This is a genomic window from Hyphomicrobium sp., from assembly GCF_035548195.1.
GTDB lineage: Bacteria > Pseudomonadota > Alphaproteobacteria > Rhizobiales > Hyphomicrobiaceae > Hyphomicrobium_B.
The window spans coordinates 23,627-44,737 of record NZ_DASZTY010000033.1 but is presented as its reverse complement, the minus strand read 5'-3'; the positions used below and the strand labels follow the sequence as shown (position 1 = coordinate 44,737).

General features: G+C 59.1%; 23 protein-coding genes. 18 read left to right on the top strand and 5 right to left on the bottom strand.

Translation table 11 applies throughout. The features are described 5' to 3' along the window. Positions 1-117: 117 nt before the first annotated feature. Entirely contained in the window at positions 118-474 is a 357-nt protein-coding gene (locus VHB22_RS12595) for a hypothetical protein (protein ID WP_325457327.1), read from the top strand. Positions 475-531: 57 nt separating this feature from the next. Here the strand turns inward: VHB22_RS12595 and hisH are convergent, their stop codons facing one another. From hisH to hisB, 3 genes are read right to left on the bottom strand one after another with little or no spacing between them, the layout of a single operon-like run. Next, positions 532-1,185 carry an imidazole glycerol phosphate synthase subunit HisH gene (gene hisH / locus VHB22_RS12590; RefSeq protein ID WP_325457326.1) on the bottom strand — a complete coding sequence of 218 codons (654 nt, stop codon included), beginning with the start codon at positions 1,183-1,185 and terminating at the stop codon, positions 532-534. Positions 1,186-1,197: 12 nt separating this feature from the next. Then, positions 1,198-1,677: a DUF2628 domain-containing protein gene (locus VHB22_RS12585; protein WP_325457325.1), complete on the bottom strand. Its 480-nt coding sequence runs from the start codon at positions 1,675-1,677 to the stop codon at positions 1,198-1,200. Positions 1,678-1,727: 50 nt separating this feature from the next. Next, complete coding sequence (gene hisB / locus VHB22_RS12580; RefSeq protein ID WP_325457324.1) at positions 1,728-2,324, bottom strand: imidazoleglycerol-phosphate dehydratase HisB; 597 nt, start codon at positions 2,322-2,324, stop codon at positions 1,728-1,730. A 154-nt stretch (positions 2,325-2,478) separates the two neighbouring features. Between hisB and hslV the strand changes: the two genes are divergently transcribed. The 6 genes from hslV to VHB22_RS12550 all read left to right on the top strand — a co-directional run bounded on the left by hslV (position 2,479) and on the right by VHB22_RS12550 (position 8,266). Further along, positions 2,479-3,051 carry an ATP-dependent protease subunit HslV gene (hslV, locus tag VHB22_RS12575; protein ID WP_325457323.1) on the top strand — a complete coding sequence of 191 codons (573 nt, stop codon included), beginning with the start codon at positions 2,479-2,481 and terminating at the stop codon, positions 3,049-3,051. A gap of 23 nt (positions 3,052-3,074) precedes the next feature. Further along, a complete protein-coding gene (locus VHB22_RS12570; RefSeq protein ID WP_325457322.1) occupies positions 3,075-4,151 on the top strand; it encodes a hypothetical protein in 1,077 nt (358 codons plus the stop codon). Next, on the top strand, positions 4,148-5,455 hold the full coding sequence (gene hslU, locus VHB22_RS12565) for an ATP-dependent protease ATPase subunit HslU (protein WP_325457321.1): 1,308 nt from the start codon (positions 4,148-4,150) through the stop codon (positions 5,453-5,455). The genes VHB22_RS12570 and hslU overlap by 4 nt, the downstream gene beginning before the upstream one ends. A 201-nt stretch (positions 5,456-5,656) precedes the next feature. Then, the gene (rlmN, locus tag VHB22_RS12560) at positions 5,657-6,850 is read left to right on the top strand and encodes a 23S rRNA (adenine(2503)-C(2))-methyltransferase RlmN (RefSeq protein ID WP_325457320.1); all 1,194 of its coding nucleotides are present in this window, start codon (positions 5,657-5,659) and stop codon (positions 6,848-6,850) included. A 100-nt stretch (positions 6,851-6,950) separates the two neighbouring features. After that, positions 6,951-7,643: a hypothetical protein gene (locus VHB22_RS12555; protein ID WP_325457319.1), complete on the top strand. Its 693-nt coding sequence runs from the start codon at positions 6,951-6,953 to the stop codon at positions 7,641-7,643. Between the two features lie 314 nt (positions 7,644-7,957). Continuing rightward, a complete protein-coding gene (locus VHB22_RS12550; protein WP_325457318.1) occupies positions 7,958-8,266 on the top strand; it encodes a hypothetical protein in 309 nt (102 codons plus the stop codon). A gap of 52 nt (positions 8,267-8,318) precedes the next feature. Here the strand turns inward: VHB22_RS12550 and VHB22_RS12545 are convergent, their stop codons facing one another. Further along, positions 8,319-9,089, bottom strand: coding sequence for a hypothetical protein (locus VHB22_RS12545; protein WP_325457317.1), 771 nt, complete (start codon positions 9,087-9,089; stop codon positions 8,319-8,321). 175 nt (positions 9,090-9,264) lie between these two features. Further along, positions 9,265-9,897 carry a 2-hydroxychromene-2-carboxylate isomerase gene (locus VHB22_RS12540; protein ID WP_325457316.1) on the bottom strand — a complete coding sequence of 211 codons (633 nt, stop codon included), beginning with the start codon at positions 9,895-9,897 and terminating at the stop codon, positions 9,265-9,267. Between the two features lie 147 nt (positions 9,898-10,044). On the opposite strand from VHB22_RS12540, the gene VHB22_RS12535 reads away from it, so the two are divergent. The 11 genes from VHB22_RS12535 (at position 10,045) to VHB22_RS12485 (ending at position 21,009) form a co-directional block, all read left to right on the top strand. Then, positions 10,045-11,274, top strand: a complete 1,230-nt coding sequence (locus VHB22_RS12535) for an argininosuccinate synthase (RefSeq protein WP_325457315.1) — start codon at positions 10,045-10,047, stop codon at positions 11,272-11,274. A gap of 47 nt (positions 11,275-11,321) precedes the next feature. Next, positions 11,322-11,537, top strand: a complete 216-nt coding sequence (locus tag VHB22_RS12530; RefSeq protein WP_325457314.1) for a hypothetical protein — start codon at positions 11,322-11,324, stop codon at positions 11,535-11,537. A 137-nt stretch (positions 11,538-11,674) separates the two neighbouring features. Next, on the top strand, positions 11,675-12,703 hold the full coding sequence (locus tag VHB22_RS12525; RefSeq protein ID WP_325457313.1) for an agmatine deiminase family protein: 1,029 nt from the start codon (positions 11,675-11,677) through the stop codon (positions 12,701-12,703). Further along, positions 12,703-13,569, top strand: a complete 867-nt coding sequence (gene aguB, locus VHB22_RS12520; protein WP_325457312.1) for an N-carbamoylputrescine amidase — start codon at positions 12,703-12,705, stop codon at positions 13,567-13,569. Before VHB22_RS12525 ends, aguB begins: the two co-directional genes overlap by 1 nt. Before the next feature lie 190 nt (positions 13,570-13,759). Beyond that, positions 13,760-16,168 (top strand): TonB-dependent receptor plug domain-containing protein, encoded by a 2,409-nt coding sequence (locus tag VHB22_RS12515; RefSeq protein ID WP_325457311.1) that lies wholly within the window; start codon positions 13,760-13,762, stop codon positions 16,166-16,168. A 17-nt stretch (positions 16,169-16,185) separates the two neighbouring features. After that, the gene (locus tag VHB22_RS12510) at positions 16,186-16,392 is read left to right on the top strand and encodes a TOBE domain-containing protein (protein ID WP_325457310.1); all 207 of its coding nucleotides are present in this window, start codon (positions 16,186-16,188) and stop codon (positions 16,390-16,392) included. Position 16,393: 1 nt separating this feature from the next. Beyond that, positions 16,394-16,921: a hypothetical protein gene (locus VHB22_RS12505; RefSeq protein ID WP_325457309.1), complete on the top strand. Its 528-nt coding sequence runs from the start codon at positions 16,394-16,396 to the stop codon at positions 16,919-16,921. A 55-nt stretch (positions 16,922-16,976) separates the two neighbouring features. Continuing rightward, positions 16,977-17,720, top strand: coding sequence for a site-2 protease family protein (locus tag VHB22_RS12500; RefSeq protein WP_325457308.1), 744 nt, complete (start codon positions 16,977-16,979; stop codon positions 17,718-17,720). A 168-nt stretch (positions 17,721-17,888) separates the two neighbouring features. After that, a complete protein-coding gene (locus VHB22_RS12495; protein WP_325457307.1) occupies positions 17,889-18,680 on the top strand; it encodes a hypothetical protein in 792 nt (263 codons plus the stop codon). A gap of 129 nt (positions 18,681-18,809) precedes the next feature. Beyond that, positions 18,810-20,648 (top strand): translational GTPase TypA, encoded by a 1,839-nt coding sequence (gene typA, locus VHB22_RS12490; RefSeq protein WP_325457306.1) that lies wholly within the window; start codon positions 18,810-18,812, stop codon positions 20,646-20,648. 103 nt (positions 20,649-20,751) lie between these two features. Continuing rightward, on the top strand, positions 20,752-21,009 hold the full coding sequence (locus VHB22_RS12485; RefSeq protein WP_325457305.1) for a hypothetical protein: 258 nt from the start codon (positions 20,752-20,754) through the stop codon (positions 21,007-21,009). The last annotated feature ends 102 nt before the right edge of the window (positions 21,010-21,111 follow it).

The window sequence follows — 21,111 nt, the reverse complement described above, 5'->3', positions numbered from 1 at the left end:
TTGATCCCAGGCCTCCTTTTCTAAAGCCCGGTCCATTTGCCCTCAGGCGATCAGGCTTTTGCGTTTGTAACCAGTAGCGTTCCGCGTACCCCTCCCCCCATCGCCGGAATGTCCGCCATGAAAACGTTTCTCGTCCATCACACACCGAAATCCCCCGACCAAGACACCTGGGCCGTTTCTTTTTCACTCCCCTATATCGCCTTCGAATACGCACCCATCAGCAATGGCATCTGGTACGTGCGCACCTGGCTCAGCGCCGAGCAGATAAAACGCCGCCTCGCGATCCTGTTCGATCATCCCGACGAGCTTGCCGTGCACGAGCTTAGCCGCGCCGATCAAGCCATCGCCGCACGGACGCGTTGGCTGCGGGGGCGTCTCGAAGACGAGGAACCGGAAGCGTCGTGGCAACTGCCGCGCGGCGTCTGGACAGCGTTTCAATCGGCGATGAGTGCCGTCGCCCGCCCTTCTCATTGAAACGCTGATCGTAAATCGCCATCCAGATCGATGTGGGAATGGCGCCGGAAAAAACGGCTACGGCTTCCAGCTCAAGAAATTCGAGATGAGCTTGAGGCCGAGCTTCTGGCTCTTTTCGGGATGAAACTGCGTCCCCGCGATATTGCCATCCGCGACCAAAGCCGTGAGCGGACCGCCGTAGTCCGTCTCGGCAATAACCACGCGGCGCTCTTTCGGCGCCAGCTGAAACGAGTGCACGAAATACGCGTGCCACCCCTCCGGGCCTGTCGGGATTTCATCAAGCAGGGCGTGCTCGTTGACAACATTTAGAGTATTCCAGCCCATGTGCGGAATTTTGAGCGCGGGATCGTTCGGACGAATTGCGCGCACCTCGCCCTTGATCCACCCGAGCCCAGGCGTCTCGACGAATTCGAGCCCGCGTTCGCTCAAAAGCTGCATCCCAACGCAAATACCGAGAAACGGTCGTCCCTTACGCCGGACACCATCTTCCAAAGCCTCAATCAATCCCGGCACGCGTTCAAGTCCCGCCTTGCAATCGGCATAGGCGCCGACGCCCGGCAATACCACTCTGTCGGCAACCGACACGTCCTCCGGACGCGGACTGACAACGATCTTCGAAGGCGTCGAACTCTGCCGCGCTGCGCTCTCGAAGGCTTTGGCGGCAGAATGAAGATTCCCCGACCCATAATCGATGATGACGACGGTCTGCATCAGGCGTTCGGCTTAGCTCCGCTGGCCGAACGGCCAGAACCGCGATCCGCGCCGCGGAAAAGCGGATTTGCCGCCTGGAACATCAGCCGTCTCGCTTGCGATGATCGGTTGACCGGGAAGCCAACCCTCGAAGAACCGCCGCTCGCAATCCGCGATCGACTTACCAGTCACGACGCCGAGCGCCCGCCATCCGGTCTGCTCCAGCATCCACCGCTTCAGCGTCGAAATTTCAAATCCGAAGTAGATATTGATCGCGAGGAAAATCCAACCGATCCACTGCGGAGCGACCTTTGCCGCGCTCAGCGCCCAGCCGAGCGCCCCCGCACCGACGAGATAGGCGAGTGCGAAAAGCCAAAGGCCGTTCGCGGCAAAACCCAAAGGCGGGCAGATCGCGGTCAGCCACGAAAAGCCGTCTTTGATGAATTCGAGCTCGACGCCGCGATCGACGCGATCGGAACCGGGGTCCGGCGGTTCATGAACGGTGTAGGTCACCACGACCGTAAAACTCCTCCACACGCTTCAACGAAAACTTCAGCCCGCAACTAACCTTGCAGCATGCCCTTCGTCGAGGGAATGCGGCCCGCTTGACGCGGATCAAGCGCGATGGCCGCCCGAAGCGCCCGCGCCAGCCCTTTATAGCAAGTCTCCGCAATATGGTGATTGTTCTCACCATAGAGGTTTTCGACGTGCAGCGTGATTCCGGCATTCTGCGCAAATGCCTGGAACCACTCGCGGAAGAGCTCGGTGTCCATCTCGCCGACCTTGGGCCGGGAAAATTCAGCTTTCCAGATCAGAAACGGCCGCCCGGAAACGTCGACCGCAACGCGCGTCAGCGTTTCGTCCATCGGCAGATGGACGTCGGCATAACGAACGATACCCGCCTTATCGCCAAGCGCTTTCGCCAGTGCCTGCCCAAGGACGATACCGGTATCTTCCGCTGTATGATGAAAATCGATGTGGAGGTCGCCCTTCGCCCGGAGCGTGATGTCGATCAGCGAATGCCGTGCCAATTGCTCCAGCATATGGTCGAGAAAGCCGATTCCGGTCGAAATGTCATAAGCTCCGCTGCCGTCAAGATTGACGGTCGCCGAGATTTCGGTCTCCTTCGTCTTGCGCGTTATCGTCGCTTGGCGCTTCACGTGAATCAATCTCCGCCGGCTATCGTTGCGGCCTGCCGCTGCGAGGCTTTATCAGCTACCTCTCCGCCGGACCAGATGGCCTGAGGGCCGGAAAGCCGCACAACCTTCCGTTATGCTTGCAACTTAATGGCAAAAGCTTAACTGACGCGTACCCATGACCCAAAACAACCCAAATGCCCCCGATTCGTCCTGGCACGCCACCACAATCCTGACCGTCCGCAAGGGCGGCCGCGTTGTCGTCGCCGGAGACGGCCAGGTCAGCCTCGGCCAGACAATCATCAAATCCAACGCCCGCAAGGTGCGGCGGCTCGGCAAAGGCGACGTCATCGGCGGCTTTGCAGGCGCCACGGCCGACGCCTTCACCCTGTTCGAGCGTCTCGAAGCCAAGCTCGAACAATATCCGGGGCAGTTAACCAGAGCCGCCGTCGAGCTTGCCAAGGATTGGCGCACGGATCGCTTTCTGCGCCGCCTTGAAGCGATGATGATCGTCGCTGACGCGACAACCACTCTGGTTCTGACGGGAACAGGCGACGTGCTCGAACCGGAAAACGCCATCGCCGGAATCGGCTCGGGCGGAAATTATGCGCTCGCCGCCGCACGCGCCTTGATCGATCAGCCGCTCGACGCCGAGGCGATTGCACGCAAGGCAATGGCCATCGCCGCCGAAATCTGTGTCTACACAAACGCCAACATCGTCGTCGAATCCATCGACGCGAAAACGTTATAACGGCGCACCCGATGCCAAGCCCCATGTCGCCCGACGACCTGCAAGCCGCCGTTGAAGCGGGCGTCATCGACGCCGCTCAGGCCGAAAAACTGCGAGCGATGCGCGCCGCCGCGAAACCCGTAGTCGGTCCTGACGGCGAACCCGCACTCGCGGATGAGGAACGCTTCCGCTTCCTCAACGGTTTCAACGACGTCTTCCTGACGATCGGCGTGCTGCTCGTTGCCGGAGCGTTCCTCGCGGCAACATCGACAACGTTTTTCGGACTCGGATGGGCCGCGACACTTGCCGCCGGCTCGGCTGTCTTTTGGGTACTGAGCAAAATACTTGTCAGCCGTCTCCGCGCCGTGCTGCCAGGCATGGTGCTGTCTCTGCTGTTCGTTGTTTTCGCTGCCTCCGCTGCCGTGGTCGAGCTTCATTGGGATAATTTGAAATCGTCGAATTGGGATGTCGCCCAGGAGCTGGCCTTCTGGCGAAATCCGACGCTGGTTTTCGCCGTCCCGGCACTTATCGCCTCGCTGATCTATTATCTACGGTTTCGGTTACCTTTCGTCCTCACGCTGATCGCCTGCTTCGGTTACGTCGTCGCTGCAAGGACCCTTTTTAATATCGGGATCGGTCCGTCGTTAGTCGCACTCGGCTACGGTCTTCTCGTGCTGATCGTTGCGCTGGTCTACGATTCGCGCGACACCCGGCGCGTCACGCGCCTCTCCGACTGCGCTTTTTGGCTGCATCTCGTTGCAGCACCCATGATCGTCTCGCCGGTCTTTATGTTGATCAAATACTCGATCGGCGGCGTTGCGACATCGGCCGTGATCCTGCTGACGGTTTTTCTGCTCGCACTTTTCGCACTGGCCATCGACCGCCGCGCGTTACTTGTCTCGTCGCTCGCCTCGTTCACCATTGCCGTCTACAATCTGCTGAGCGGCGGAGTTCGCCTTCCGAATAGCGGTGGCGCGCCGATGTCGTTCATTCTGACCCTTGCCCTCGTCGGCGGCTTCGTTTTGGTTCTCGGAGTCTTCTGGCATCCGCTGCGCAATCGCCTGATGCCCATCCTGCAATCGACCGCAATCGGCCCTTATCTTCCACAAGCGAGATCATGACTAACTTTTCTCCCCGCGAAATCGTCTCCGAGCTCGACCGCTACATCGTTGGCCAGCACGATGCCAAACGCGCCGTCGCGATCGCACTCCGCAACCGCTGGCGCCGTCAGCAGCTGACGGGCGAGCTGCGCGACGAGGTCCTGCCGAAAAACATCCTGATGATCGGACCGACCGGCGTCGGAAAAACAGAAATCTCGCGGCGCTTGGCGAAGCTCGCGGGCGCGCCATTCCTGAAAGTCGAAGCCACGAAATTCACCGAGGTCGGTTATGTCGGGCGTGACGTTGAAAGCATCATTCGCGATCTCGTCGAGGTCGGCATCGCCCTCGTCAAGGACGTTAAGCGCCAGGAAGTACGCGCCCGCGCCGAGAAGGCCGCCGAAGAACGCGTCATCGATGCGCTCGTCGGCAGCGCCTCGTCGCCTGCCACGCGCGAAAGTTTCCGCAAAAAACTGCGCAACAACGAGCTGAACGACAAAGAGATCGACATCCTCGTCGCCGATACGACGCCGCAGATGCCGATGTTCGAGCTGCCGGGCGGCGGCTCGATGTCGACGATCAATCTCGGAGAAATGTTGGGCAAGGCGCTCGGGCAACGCACCAAGCCGCGCCGCGTGACAGTAAAGGACAGCTTCGAAATCCTCATCGCTGACGAAAGCGACAAGTTGATCGACGGCGATCAGATAATCGCTGAGGCGGTAACCGCGGTCGAGAACAACGGCATCGTCTTCCTCGACGAGATCGACAAGATTTGCTCGCGAGGCGACGGCACGCGCGGCAGCGCCGAAGTTTCACGCGAAGGCGTGCAGCGCGATCTCCTGCCCCTGATAGAGGGCACCACAGTCGCAACAAAGCATGGTCCGGTAAAAACCGACCACATTCTGTTCATCGCCTCCGGCGCCTTTCACGTTTCGAAGCCGTCCGATCTTTTGCCGGAACTGCAAGGACGCTTGCCGATCCGCGTCGAGCTCAGCGCGCTGACGCGCGATGACATGAAGCGCATCCTGACCGAGCCGCAGGCAAGCCTTATCAAGCAGTACATCGCTTTAATGCAAACCGAAGGCGTCACACTAGACTTCACGCCCGACGCGATCGATGCCGTCGCCGACGCGGCTGTCGAGGTGAACTCGAACGTCGAAAACATCGGCGCGCGCCGGTTACAGACCGTCCTCGAACGCGTCCTCGACGACATCTCGTTCGAAGCTTCGGATCGCGGCGGCCAGACACTTTCAATCGATGGAAAGTATGTAACCGAGCGTGTCGGCCAGCTCTCGAAAAACGCCGACCTAAGCCGGTTTATATTGTAGTTCGTCCCCTCGCCGCCTTGTATGAGGAGAGGGCTAGGGTGAAGGGCAGCCGCTTATATTGTCGTCTATTGCGGCCGCACACCCCGATCCATTCCCGCTTGCGGGGAGAGGGAACCGCTAGCGCGGCATCCCGCGGCTATCCATCGGACTCAAACGCCTGTAGAAGTGCGCATTCCCGAAGCTCGAAGCCATTTTTTGATTATGACCGCCGCGCCCTTAGTTAAAATCGACCTGCAATCGCCAGCCGCGAAACCGTCTCTCGCAGGTATGACGCGCGCCGGCTTGAAAACGGCGCTCGCAGATGCCGGCGTTCCCGAAAAACAGCTCAATATGCGCGTCGCCCAGCTGTGGAGCTGGATCTACGCACGCGGGCTGACACGCTTCGAAGACATGACGGACGTCTCGAAGGATCTGCGCCGTCAGCTCGATGATCGTTTCACGCTCGACCGCCCGGAGATCGTTTCGGAGCAAGTTTCTGTCGACGGGACATGCAAGTGGCTTCTGCGGCTGCCGAAACGTGGCCACGAAGCCCGCCCGCCCGAAATTGAAACCGTCTACATTCCCGAGAGCGACCGCGGCACGCTTTGCATTTCAAGCCAGGTCGGCTGCACGCTGACGTGTTCGTTTTGCCATACCGGCACCCAGCGCCTCGTCCGCAATCTGGAAGCCGAAGAGATCGCCGGCCAGATCCTTCTCGCGCGCGACCGCATCGGCGATTGGCCGGGCGCCAAGGGGCCGGAGGACGGCCGTTTGCTTCCCTCAAGCGAACGCAAGATCACCAACGTCGTCCTGATGGGCATGGGCGAGCCGCTCTACAATTTCGACAACGTTAAAGCCGCGATGGACGTCGCCTCCGACGGCGATGGATTAGCGCTTTCGAGACGCCGCATCACGCTTTCGACGTCCGGTGTCGTTCCGGAAATTCCGCGTTGGGGCGAACAAGCCGACACGATGCTCGCAATCTCGCTGCACGCAACCAACGATGATCTGCGCAACGAGCTCGTGCCGATCAATCGCAAATACCCAATCGCCGAATTGATGGAAGCCTGCCGCAACTATCCCGGCCTTTCGAACGCGCGCCGCATCACCTTCGAATACGTGATGCTGAAAGACATAAACGACAGCCTCGCCGAAGCGCGTGCTCTGGTAAAACTGCTCTCCGGTATTCCTGCCAAGATCAATTTGATCCCATTCAACCCGTGGCCGAATTCCCGCTATGAATGCTCCGATTGGGAAACCATTGAGCGCTTTGCCGAAGTCGTAAATCGCGCCGGCTACGCGAGCCCCGTGCGCACCCCTCGCGGACGTGACATCCTCGCCGCCTGCGGGCAATTACGCTCCGAAAGCCTGCGCCTGAGCGCCAGCGAGCGCCGGGCTGGTGCCGAGAAGGCATAGCCAGCCTTGTCGCGTGGCCTCAATCTGACAATCCTGTTGAGGCCAACGGCTTAGGCCCTATAGATTGCAGCACGAACATAAGACGGGTAGGGGCGGAGACGTGCTGAAGTTCCTGGGGACATTGGCCCGGGTGGCCTTCGGGTTTGCACTGGCAAGCATTGCGGCGGGCTTCGTCACGGTGCTGTTCGTCAACACGCCGACGGACGTTCTGACCCAACCCGTCAGCCGCTTGCCGCGGACGGCCGACGAAACATTCGAGCTTGCCATGCTGACGGCTACACACGCCGCCATTTTTGGCATCGTCTTCACGTTGATCGTGGCAACCATCGGCGAAATCTTTTCAATCCGCAGCATAGCGTTTTATTTGCTTGGTGGCATCTTGATCGCACTGCTCGGCTTCGTCGCCCAGTACGCCAGCGAGGTTTCGGGCGAACCGACGATTTTCAACAATTACGCACTGAAGGCGTTCCTAACGACCGGCTTTTTCGGAGGTTTTGTCTATTGGCTGGCTGCTGGTCAGTTCGCGGGCCGCGCCCCGCCGCCGGCGGCAGAACCATTCGAAACCCCAACCGAGACGACGACACCCTCCGCGAAGCGTAACGAAGAAACGAGCGTTGTCATTCGCAAGTCCATTCCCGTTGCGGAGCCCAAACCTACCCACCGCACCTTGCTCAACCGGCTGAGTTTCAGATCGCGCCCCAAAACACTCACGCTGGAATCGGAAAATAATAATTCGGCCTCATCACTCGATAACGCCCTGTCGGCGGACAGAGAAAGCGATCCCAAGGGCTAAGCTCACCTGCCCTCGCACGCCGTCTTACGATTGCTGCGACGCAGCACATCTGCTACAATGGGGTTTTTCGGGGGCCACCCGTGTTCGATGTTGCTTTGCATTTTCGTTGCCTGCAAAAGGCGACCGAGGCCTATTTCGAGTTGGCGCAGGCAACGCTTGCAGCCAGCCTTGCATGCCAAACCCGTCTGAACGACGAATGGTCGGATACCGTCCGCTCCGCAGGTCATGATGACTGGAGCGCAATAGATCCTTCCCTGCTTTGGCAACGCTGGGCCCAGTACTGGAGCCTCCCTCCTGCTCCACGCCGAAGTCCAATGGACGCATGGCAGGCGGCATGGACGTCCCCCGCCGCGGCCGCATCGGCCCTCGCATCCGGAGCATCGAACTGGCCGGCGGTCATGTTTTGGAACGCATCGCCTTGGACCCTTTATCAGGGCCCCCTAATAGCAATGATGCTGACCTATGGCGTACCCTATTCCGTCGCTGCGCCGACAGCACGGGCAAGCACATGTGCCATGGATGCCGCCGACGCCGCCTGTACGCAGTGGCGCTTACTCTTCGCGAGCGAAGATCAACCGCAAACGGCAGTGCAGTGGCCGGGCCGGTCAGCCTACCTCCACTGATCGCACGCGACGCCAGGTCTACATAAACGCCAGACCCAAGCCGCCTTTTAGTTTAATTCCCTGGCTTAGGCTTTGATGCAGGTTGCGCTGCGGCTGCACTCGTGCTGCCCGTCGTCGTTGGCTTGGCCCAGGGAAGAACCTCCGGCTTATCGGACTTGTGCGCTTTGCGAGCCTTTGCGGTCTCTCTTTTGAGAACTGCAAGCGAGCGGCAACGAGGTTTTGTCGCCTTGTTCGTCGCATCGGCGACCGTTCCGACCACCCAAATGCATGCGCTGTTGGCGCCGCACTTATTTTCGTCGAGCCCCTTGCACGACGCCGTCTTTTTTTTCTTTTTGGCCGTGTGCTTTGCTGCCGCCGTCTCTTTTGTAGCTGCCGGCTTCTCGGCGGACGCCGCCGAAGGTTTCGCAGCCGGCACTGCCTTTTTAGCCGTCGCGGTGTGCTTCTTCGCCGAGTGGGCTTTTGCAGGAGCGGTCGTTTTCTCGACGGCCGTCGAAGCCGCAGGCGGAGCTTCGCTTGCCGGACTTGGCGCCGGAGCGGCGGCGGGAGCAGCAGGAGGCGGCGGGGGCGCTGCTTCCTGTTGCGGAGCTTGATCGCCGGTAGGAGACGTCGTGTCCTGCGCGACGGGAGTCTTTGTAGTCTCTTTCCCAGCCACGGGCGGCACGGGCTGAGCCGGAGGAAGAGATGGCGGCTGTGGAGGCGCTGCGTTCGGATCGAGCACTTGATCGGGCGGCACGGTAACCGTGATTTCCTCGGCCGAAAGAGGCAACGCTAGAGCCCCGCTCGCCAAAAAAAGCAAAGCTAACAATCGATTCGATTTGGCCACGTCCGTTCTCCCCCGAACAGAATAGTTCCCGACTCCTTACCATCCCCGGCCGAGACGAAACACGCCAAATAGCGCCCATGTGCCTTTTTTATGTTTATGGAATTGATGCGCTGCGAAAGCCAATTCGGCGTGGCTCAAATGCACGGAATTTGAATGCGATAGAGTCGATTAACGCCTATCCGGGCGAGTCTGCAGAATTAGGTAAAGCCATGGGCGCAGAGGCCCAGCGAAGCGCTTCGGCGAGGCGATCGTCTCCCCAGAAAAGCTCATTATCTGCCGTCGTAAAGCTCGGCGCCCCGAAAATGCCGAGCCCTTGCGCCATTTCGGTATTGCGTTTGAGCGCTGCTTTCACGCTATCGTCCATGATCCGTGGCCAGACTGATGCCGGATCGAGGCCGACGCGCGTCAGGCACGCAGCCAGCACGTCATCGTCGGAAATATCCTCGCCACCGGCGAATTGGGCCTCGAAGACCGCACGCGAGAATGCAGCCGTCGCCCCCCAACCGCGCGCCGCGATCGCGAGCCGGGCAGCCTTGAGCCCATTTGCCGGAAAGGTCTCGGGCATCCGGAAGGGTAAACCGCGTTCCGACGCAATGCGCGTAATATCCCGAACCATATACCGGCCTTTGGCGGGATAGACGTTGAAGGGCGATGTGGTCCAACCTTGCGACTTGAAGATCGGCCCGAGCAGGAATGGGCGCCATTCGATCGCGACGCCGGCGCGCGCTCCTTCGGCATCGATCCGCATAGCCGTCAGATACGAATAAGTCGAAGCAAACTCATACCAGAAAATGAGTGTAGGTTTCATTCCGGCTCCCGCTTTTATTAAAGCGTCATATTCGGAGGGAAGCAGCGTGTCGCGTTGCCGCTTCGACTGCCCTTGCGAGGCGCGCCGTCCCCCCTATAGTGCCGCGCGTTTCCGATCTGAACCACAATTCTCGAAAGTCAGCCCTGCATGAGCGCCGCGCCCAAATCCGTGAAGAAAGTCGTCCTCGCCTATTCCGGCGGCCTCGACACCTCAATCATTCTGAAGTGGCTGCAGGAAACCTACGGCGCCGAAGTCGTGACGTTCACCGCCGATCTCGGCCAAGGCGAAGAGTTGGAACCGGCGCGCAAAAAGGCGCTGATGCTCGGCATCAAGCCCGAGAACATCTTCATCGAAGATCTGCGCGAAGAATTCGTGCGCGATTACGTCTTCCCGATGTTTCGGGCCAATACCGTCTACGAAGGCGTCTATCTGCTCGGCACCTCGATTGCGCGTCCGTTGATTGCGAAAAAGCAAATCGAGATTGCAAAGAAAGTCGGAGCCGATGCCGTCTGTCATGGCGCGACGGGCAAAGGCAACGACCAGGTCCGCTTCGAACTTGGCTACTATGCTTGTGAGCCCGGCATCAAGATCATCGCGCCCTGGCGCGAATGGACGTTCAAGGGCCGCGAGGAACTGCTGAAATTCGCGCGCGATCATCAGATTCCAGTCGCCAAGGACAAGGAAGGCGAATCGCCGTTCTCGGTCGACGCCAACCTGCTGCATTCGTCGTCCGAGGGCAAAGTCCTCGAAGACCCTGCAAAGAAAGCTCCCGAAATCGTTTATCAGCGTACGATTTCGCCGATGGCCGCGCCGGATAAGGTGACGACGATCAAAATCGGCTTCGAAAAAGGCGATGCTATTTCCATCGACGGCAAGAAGCTGTCGCCCGCAACGCTGCTCAAAGCCCTGAACGATCTTGGCCGCGACAACGGCATCGGCCGCATCGACCTCGTCGAGAACCGCTTCGTCGGCATGAAATCGCGCGGCGTCTACGAAACACCCGGCGGCACGATCCTCCTTGCCGCGCATCGCGCGATGGAAAGCATCACGCTTGATCGCGGCGCCGCACATCTGAAAGACGAGATCATGCCGCGCTACGCTGAGCTGATCTATAATGGTTTCTGGTTCGCCCCCGAACGCGAGATGCTGCAGGCGCTGATCGACAAGAGCCAGGAGCACGTCGAAGGAGAGGTGACGCTCGAACTCTACAAGGGCAATGTTATCGTCGCGGGCCGCGAGAGCCCGAAATCGCTCTATTCCCCGACCCTCGTTACCTTCGAGGACGACAAGGGCGCCTACGACCAGAAGGACGCGCAGGGTTTCATCAAACTCAACGCACTCCGCCTCCGGACACTTGGACGGCGGAACAACTCTTAAACTGGGAGCTTGAGTCGCGTCAAAGAGCGGACATTCAGGAGCAGTCCATGATCGTCATCACCAGGAATGGACGGACAACCGTCATCACCGGATGGCGCGAGTGGCTGCTCCGCGCCATCGTATTCGTCGTGGCTATCCTCGTGCTGGGAATCGTATTTTTCTTCATGCTTGGATTAGCCGTGACGCTCGGGGCAATCGCAATGATCGTCATTCCAGCAGCTATTATCGTGGCGCTATTAAGCTCGATGTTTTCGCGTCATTAACGGTTTACCCGCGGACGTTACATCACCGGGCGGGCGTAAGATAATCTCGCCCTTGACTTCAAAGGGGCCGTCCACGACATGGCGGTTTCGCGGAATAGTCGCGTATAGCGTTTTGATTGAGCAAAACTCGGAAAATAATGACAACTGCATCCGCCAGCATCGCGATCTCGATACCCGCTGAATGGGCTCCGCAGAAAGCGATCTGGACCGCCTGGCCGGCCGATCCCGCTGAGTGGAATGGCGACCTCGAAACGCCGCGTCGCGACGTTGCGGCGCTCGTGCGCGCATTGAGCATGGCCGGCAATAAAGTCCGCCTGCTCGCCAATGGCGCAGAAGCCGAGGCCTCCGCCCGCGCCGCGTTACCGATAGACGTCGCCGAAGTCATTCCGGCGAAGTATGGCGATATCTGGCTGCGCGATACCGGACCAATCTTCGCCAGAATGGACTCCGATGCTGTCGCGCTGCGCTTTAAGACCAACAGCTGGGGCGGCAAGTACGATCTGCCCGACGACGCAACCGTCGGCGACGTCGTTGCCGATCTCGCCAAGACGCCGGTCCGCCGCTTCGATTTCGTGCTCGAAGGCGGCGCCGTCGATCATGACGGCGAAGGCACGATCCTGACCACACGTCAGACGTTGCTCAATCCGAACCGCAACGGCTGGACGAAGGAAGCTGCCGAGGCCGCGCTTCGCCAGGCCCTCGGCGCGCGAAAAATCATCTGGATCGATGAAGGCCTGAAGAACGATCACACTGATGGCCACATCGACAACATTGCGCGCTTCGTCGGACCGGGCCATGTCGTCTGTCAGGCTCCGGCCGGACCCGACGATCCGAACGCCGCGACCCTCGACGCGATCGCCGCGACATTGGCGCGCGAGACGGACGCCGCAGGCCGCAAGCTCGAAGTGATCCGCATTCCAGGCGTCGGCCTCTATCACAACGCCTTGGGCGAGGTTTCGCCCGCATCGCATATGAATTTCATAATCGCAAACGGCGTCGTGGTCGTTCCGATTTACGGCACGCCGACGGAAGCCGCTGCATTGCAAGCCTTGCAGAACGTTTTTGCCGATCGCGCCGTCGTCGGCGTATCATCGCGCGGATTGCTCGGCTGCGGCGACGCGGGCGGCGGATCGTTTCACTGCATCACCCAGCAGGAGCCCGTCTGATGTCCAAGCCGAAACGAGAGATCACCGTCGGCGCCATCCAGACGTCCTACGGACACGACCTCAAATCGAACATTGCCAAAACCGAAGCATTCGTGCGCGAAGCGGCGAGAAAAGGCGCGCAAATCATCCTGCCATCGGAGCTGTTCCAAGGCATCTATTTTTGCACCCGCCAAGATCCGAAGTGGTTCGAGACGGCGCATCCTGCAAGCGCGCATCCGGCTGTGTTGGCGCTCAAGAAAGTTGCGAAAGAGCTAGGCGTCGTGATTCCGATCTCGTTCTTCGAGAAAGACGGCCCGCGCTATTATAATAGCGTCGCGATTGCCGACGCCGATGGCGAAATTCTCGGCGTCTATCGCAAAAGTCACATTCCCGACGGCCCGGGCTATCAGGAGAAATACTATTTCCGTCCCGGCGATACCGGCTTCAAAGCCTGGACGACGAAGCACGGGCGCATCGGCGTCGGCATCTGCTGGGATCAGTGGTATCCCGAGAGCGCGCGCGCCATGGTTCTGCAAGGCGCCGAAATTCTATTTTATCCGACCGCGATTGGATCGGAGCCCTACGATGCGACGCTCGACACGCATCTACAATGGCAACGCGCGATGCAAGGTCACGCCGTATCCAATGCCGTCCCGATCGTCGCCGCCAATCGTATCGGCCTCGAAGACAACGACGGCGCCAAACAGAAGTTCTACGGGCATTCCTTTATCGCCGATCATCGTGGAGAACTCGTTGAGCAATTCGGCGCTGGCGACGAAGGCGTGCTGGTGCATTCCTTCGATCTCGATCTGATTGAAATCTATCGTGCCGATTGGGGATTTTTCCGCGATCGCCGCACGGACCTTTACGCCAAAAGCATCGTCTGAATTCATCGCATCCGCTTCTTAGCAAATTCCACGCGAATGCTCGCTTTTCGCCGCGCCCAAATGCGCGATCAATTAGCCACACTCCCGACATGAATCTTAATATGCGGTTGCCTTACGATATAGTCATGTGAATATATCGATATCGAGTTAAGGCGCGGGGGGCGCCTGCTAGGGAAGTTGGGGCATATCGATGACGAAATTGGTTGTGGTCGCGACAGCGGCCGCGTGCGCTGTGTGCTGGCAATATGCGGACGCCGTCGCTCAGGAACCGCCGACGCCCGGCGGCAACGTCACGGCAGAGGAAGCGGCGGTGTTGCCGCCGGTCGTTGTATCCTCGCCGAACGAACCGATTGGCCGCCGCTCCGGCGTCCATAAGGGCTCCACGACGAAGGTAAAGGCGTCAGGCACTGCTAAAAACACGACAGCCGAGCCCGACGGCTCTGATCTGTCCGTGAACAGCACTGATCTCGCTGCGTCCTCGGCCGGCGAGGGCGTGGGCAGCGGTGTACCGAGTAGTGTCGGCGTTTTCTCGCTGGGCCAGCTGGATATGATCGGCGGCAGCACCGTCACCAACGAAGCCATGTGGACCTTCAATAAGAAATCGTTGGGCCAGGCCGTCAATCTCTTACCAGGCGTCTCATCGACGAACAGCGGCGGCGCCCGCAATGAGGGCGACATTCTCGTCCGCGGCTTCAACCGCCTCGAAGTGCCGTTATCGATCGACGGCGTGCGGGTTTATCTCCCCGCGGACAACCGCATCGATATGAACCGCTTCCTAACCGACGACCTCGCCGAAATTCAGGTCGCGAAGGGCTACGTCTCGGTTCTGAACGGACCCGGCGCGATGGGCGGCGCCATCAACCTCGTCAGCCGCAAGCCGACCAAGGAAATCGAACTTGAAGGTCGCGCCGGCATCGTCGTCAACGGCGACGTCGATGATCTGAATTCCTGGAACAGCTATGCCTATGCGGGTACACGGCAGAAAGGCTGGTACGCTCAGGTCAGCGCCAACATCGTCGACCAGTATCATTTCAACCTGTCGCACGACTTCACGCCGTTTGACACATCTTCGGCGAGCTATTTGCCGGGCTTTCCTTATCAGGACTCCGGCAACCGCGACCGTTCGGATTTCCGCGATTGGCGCATCAACACAAAGGTCGGCGTCACGCCTAACGCCACCGACGAATACAGCATCAACTACACCAATCAGGAAGGCCAGAAAGGCGCGCCGCTGCATGTCGATCGCCAGATCGTGCAAGGCTATTTCAACGGCAGCAATATTCGTTACTGGGATTGGCCGGAATGGAATACGTCATCACTGTCGTGGTTATCGAAAACCAAACTCGGCAGCGCATCATACATCAAGACGAACGCCTATTATAATACCTTCGACAACGCGATCTCGTTTTATCCGGACGGCACCTACACCAATCAGGATACGGACAGCATTTACGAGGATCATTCCGTCGGCGGCTTCGTCGAAATGGGCACGGATCTCATTCCGATGAACACGCTGAAAGGCGCCATCCATTACCGCGAGGACGTGCATTCGGAATACGACATCGATTACACTTACGGGCCCTACACCAGCACACACGGGCCTAAATCGACGGAATCGGAACAAACCACATCGTTCGCCATCGAGAACACATTCCACGCGACTCCGTTCCTCGATATCGTTGGCGGCCTCAGCTACGACATGAACGAGGTCTTGAAAGCCGACCCCGGGGTCGAAAAGCCGTTCTCCGATGCCTGGAATTGGCAGACGGCAGCGATTTACAGCTATAGCAAGACAGGCAAGATTCACGCCGACGTTTCGAGCCGCACGCGCTTCCCGACCTTGTTCGATCGCTACAGCACGCGGTTCGGATCAAAGGATCAAGATCCCGATATCGCACCGGAACGTGCTACCAACTATGAGATCGGAATCAGCGATACGGTTTTCCGCAACGTCCGCGTCTCGTCGTCGGTCTTTTATTCCGATATCGAAGACAGCATTCAGAACGCCTTCACCGCCGCAAACGGCAAAAGCTCGATCGTCGGCTTCAACGCCAACGGCCACAACTACGGCTTCGAGCTTTCGGCCGACTGGGACGTTTCCCCGACGGTGCGCATCGGCGGCAACTATACTTATCTCGAACGCCATCTGAACTTCACGGGTGCGGCTGCAGACCTGGCAGGAGCGACCGAACCTCAGCAAGATGCAATCGCCGCATCTCAGATTGAAGGCTCGCCGCGCAACAAGGCATTCGTTTATCTCGCCTGGCGCGTCAACGATAAGCTGACGTTCACGCCAAGCCTGGAACTCGCCACGGACCGCACCGCGCTTGTCACTGGATGCAGCTCTACGCTGGTGGCGATCACCGGAAAGACCACGGCAACCGGCAACTGCAACAAGACAGGCGGCTACACGGGCAAGCCGAACTACGTCGACATCGGCGCCTATGCGCTGGTAAACTTTCAGGCCGAATACGCCTTCAACCCAAACACGTCTCTGACGATCGGCGGCATCAATCTGGCCGACGAAAATTATTCCTTCGCCGAAGGCTTTCCTGAGCCAGGACGTCAATTCTTTGCTAATCTGAGGGCCCGCTTCTAAGTTGCGAAGGAGGTCCCGTGAAAATCAGCGCGAGAAACGTCCTCAAGGGCAAGGTCGTCGATATCGTCAAAGGCGCAACGACAGCACACGTTATGATCGACGTCGGTGGCACGATCGTCACCGCGTCGATCACCAATGAATCGGTGGACGATCTGGGTCTGGTGAAGGGAATGACGGCATCAGCCGTGATCAAATCCTCCGACGTTATGGTGGCAGTCGAATAAAATGAAACTCAAAAAATCGATTTGGGCAGCAACCGGAATAGCGGCACTTCTGGTGCCGCTAGGCGCTTATGCCGATGAAACCGGAGGCTGCCAGAGTTTCGCATGGTCAGTAACGAAGGAACTGCAATGGCTGAAGTCCGCCGATAGCGAACCCGTCGCCTCTGGCTCGACGCTCAAGGAGCCGCCGGCTAAGGCAATTGCACTGTCCTTGCTGCCGATGGACAAGGTTTCCTTTCCGGTCGCAGCGACAAGCCGTTTAAAAAAAACCAACAGTGATCGGCATGGCGGCTTCGTGACCTTCGATACAATCGGGGAACCCGGAATCTATCAGGTCTCCCTGCCGATGGCAGGATGGGTCGACGTCATCCAGGACGGCAAGGCCATCAAATCGGCGGCCCACACCGGGAAAATGGACTGCGACGGCGTTCGCAAGAGCGTACGCTTCAACATCGGCCCGGGCCCTGTCACAATCGAAATCAGCGGCATTCCGAAAGACACCGTCAAATTCGCAATTCGGCGCGGCGAGTAAGCGCAAAATCACTTCGGCATTGACGAACGACATCGTCTTGCCGAAGGCTGCTCCGATGAACTTCATCGATGATACGCCTCGGCTGGAGCTGTTTCGCATTGCGGGCATACCGGTCAAAATCGACGCGACCTTCATTCTTGTCCCGCTCTTCCTGATTAGTATCCTGCAGCAGGCGCCGCTTGCTGCGGCGATCCCCATCTTTGCAACCATCGTCCTCGGGGTATTCCTCTCGGTTCTGTTTCACGAGCTAGGTCATGCCGCGCTCGCGCGACTCTTCCGCGTGCCCGTCGGCGAAATTCTCGTCGGCGGCTTTTATGGCTATGCCCGAATGCTCGAAAGCCCCCGATCAACCTTCCCCAACATCATCATCCTATTTGCAGGCCCCTTGGCGAATGCCGCACTGTTCCTCGCGCTGTGGCGTCTGCTTGGTTCGCCCGAGGTCACTTGGGGAGGATACTTTCACTACGTCGAAAGGCCGGACTGGCCCGATTGGATGACAACTCGCCCCTGGCTGATACAGGCGCTGATAACGCTCGCGCGCATCAACCTCGCCATGGCGATTTTCAATCTGCTGCCCGCTTTCCCGCTCGATGGCGGACGCATCTACCGCGACATTATTGCGACAGTCGTCTCGCGTGCCTCGGCAGCCAAGATCATTGCCGGGCTTGGCGTTGTGGTCGGGCTTTGGGCCGCCGTCACCGGGTTGCGCATTGATCTTGTGCTGATGTTGATCGGCGCCCAAATCGCCATCATGAACTGGGCTGTCCTCAAACAACCGAAGGACGCCGAAGAGCTGTAACACTGCTCTTGCTGCAACGCCTCGCCCCTATTTGCCAAAATGCGCGCGCCCGGCCATATCTCGGCCCACTTGCTGGCCGACTTGCCACCTCCACCGCCCCACGGTCGGAAAGCCTGAAAAGCTTTCGTGATCCCAACGATTTCGTTCGCCCCTTGTACGGCTGATCCGATGACACGCGTTTCCGTCAACCGCACGCTCACCCGGCTCTATTGGCTGCTGACGATCGTCCTCGTGTTGCTGCTCGCGTCAAAATTCGCCGACGACATCCCAGGCCTGCCGCCGTTCGTCGTCTCGGCTGCCAACAAGGTCTACGAATTCATGCGCGACATGTCGCTGCTGATCGCAACCGGTGGCGTCGCCTATCTGTCGAACGTCTTCCAGAAGCGCTCGAAGTTCGTCGAAAGCCTGGAAGAAGAATGGCGCAACATCGTGCGCACGAAATCCGTCCTGCTTTCGACTTGTGAGAAACCCTATCTCGCCACCGACGATTATCTCTCTGCGTTCTACAAAATCAGCGAGACGATCGACACCATGCGTATCGTCTATAAAAACTCGGGCGAGACGGACGGCTTGGTCGGGCTCTATCCTTACGCACCGCTTCATGACATGCGCCGCGCGCTGCAAACTCTCGACCCGCGCGTCAATCCCGAGGCGCCGCTCGAACAAAAAAACCTTGTCCGCGACGCCATTCTTCAATCATTTTTCGCACTCCGAGAGACCTTCCTCGAAGAGCTGGACCTCGAAGAACCCCGGAGCCCGCTGCTCATTTCCGGTGCCCGCCGCCTGAAAAGTCCAGGTGCGGCCGTGGCAGCGCGCATCATGCACGATCGCCAACGCCATCGCCTCGAACGGGACCGCTCCGCCCGGCCCGACATCGATAAGCTTCTGACCACCTTGAGAACCCTCGAAGAAGAAAGCGGCGCAGCCGGTCCCGACAACCGCGCGAGCCCCGGCGCATAAACCTTCGACTGTTAAGCCGCACCCGTGCCAAAACCCCTGCCCTAGCCCTCCGGCCACCGAACATGCTAGGTGGCGGGCGATATTGCGTCGCGGCAAGCGACGCCCAGCGCTTCCAGCACCAGGTTTGAAATGGCACTTCGCAACATCGCGATCATCGCGCACGTCGACCATGGCAAGACGACTCTCGTCGATGAGCTACTAAAGCAATCCGGCTCCTTCCGCGAAAATCAGAAAGTCGCCGAGCGGGCAATGGATTCCAACGACCTCGAACGCGAACGCGGCATCACCATTCTGGCGAAATGCACGAGCGTCGAGTGGAAAGGCACGCACATCAACATCGTCGATACGCCCGGCCACGCCGATTTCGGCGGCGAGGTCGAGCGCATCCTGAATATGGTCGACGGTGTTATCGTGCTGGTCGACGCTTCCGAAGGCCCACTACCGCAAACGAAGTTCGTCGTCTCGAAGGCCCTGAAACGCGGCCTTCGCCCGATCGTCGCAATCAATAAGATCGACCGCCCCGATGAACGCCACCTCGATGTGTTGAACGAGGTCTTCGACCTATTCGCTAATCTCGATGCGACCGACGAGCAGCTCGATTTTCCCGTGCTCTACGGCTCAGGGCGTAACGGATGGATGGCACGCGACCCGTCCGGGCCGCAAGAAAATCTCGCACCGATGTTCGACCTGATCGTCGAGCATGTCCCGCCGCCGGTCGTCGATGACGGCCCTTTCAGAATGCTGGCGACGACGCTCGATGCCGATCCGTTCCTCGGACGCATTCTGACGGGACGCATTACCTCCGGCACGGTTAAGCCAAACCAGCAATTGAAAGCGCTGGATCGCGACGGCAAGGTGCTCGAGCAATTCCGCGTGCAAAAGGTCTTGGCATTCCACGGCCTTGAGCGCGGCCCTGTCGAGTCGGCCAGCGCCGGCGATATCGTCGCTCTTGCCGGCATGAGCGAAGCCAACGTCGCCGATACACTCTGCGATCCATCGGTCGAAGAGCCGCTACCCGCGCAACCGGTCGATCCTCCGACCTTGTCGATGACATTCCGCATCAACGACGGTCCCTTCGCCGGTCAGGAAGGCGACAAGGTGCAAAGCCGCGTCATCCGAGATCGCCTGCTCAAGGAAGCCGAGCGCAACATCGCCATCCGCGTCATTGAGAACGAAGATAAGGATAGCTTCACCGTTTCCGGACGCGGTGAATTGCAACTCGCAATCTTGATCGAAAACATGCGTCGGGAAGGTTTTGAACTGACCGTTTCCCGTCCGAAAGTCGTGTTCGAAATGGATTCCGAGACAGGGCAACGCCTTGAGCCGATCGAGGAAGTCATCATCGATGTTGATGACAATTATACCGGCGTCGTTGTTCAGAAGCTTTCCGAACGCAAAGGTGACCTGCTTGAAATGCGCCCCTCGGGCGGAGGCCGCACGCGCATGGTCTTCCACGTGCCGACTCGCGGTCTCTTGGGTTATCAGTCAGAGCTTTTGTCGGACACGCGCGGCACCGGCATCATGAACAAGCTGTTCCACGCTTATAAGCCGTTCAAAGGCGAGATTGCAGGACGCCGTACCGGCGTGCTGATTTCGAACGGCACGGGCGAAGCCGTCGCCTATGCGATCTTCAATCTTCAGGATCGCGGGCCTTTCATGATCAATCCGCAGGATCGCGTCTATGAAGGCATGATCGTCGGCGAGCACACCCGCGACAACGATCTCGAAGTGAACGTCCTCAAAGGCAAGAAGCTGACGAACGTCCGCGCCTCCGGCAAGGACGACGCCGTGCTCCTCACGCCGCCGATGCGCCTCACCCTTGAAAAAGCCATGAGCTACATCACGGACGAAGAGCTCGTCGAGGTCACACCGAAGTCGATCCGCCTGCGCAAGCGCTGGCTCGATCCCAACGAACGCAAACGCCAGGAGCGCAAACGCGAAGCGGAACGCACCAGCGGCGCAGCGTAAGTCGTTGGCATTCCGATAAAATTGCCAAGACTATTTCCTCGGTTGAAGTAAATGATTGGAACACTATCTGACGGTGAGTTCCAGACCATCAGAGGAGATACCAATGAAACGCTTCGCACTGGCAGTCTGTGCGGTATTCGCACTGTCGCTTCCTGCATTCGCTGACGCGCCGCTTTCGGCCGACGAGCAGAAGAAAGCTACTGAAGCCGCTGCCGGTTGGGGCTGCGAAGGCGGCAAATGGGAGAAGGAAGTCGAGGCGACTGGCGTCTATGAAGTCGATGACGCGAAGTGCAAAGACGGCGCCAACTACGATCTGAAGTTCGACAAAGACTTCAAGCTGCGCAGCATCACCGCAGACTAAGAGTTGCGTTATCTGCAACAGGAAAAACGCACGGAATCGCGCGATTCCGTGCGTTTTTTTGCGTTGATTGACTCGCGGCACCTCGTTTGGTTTGTGGGTCTC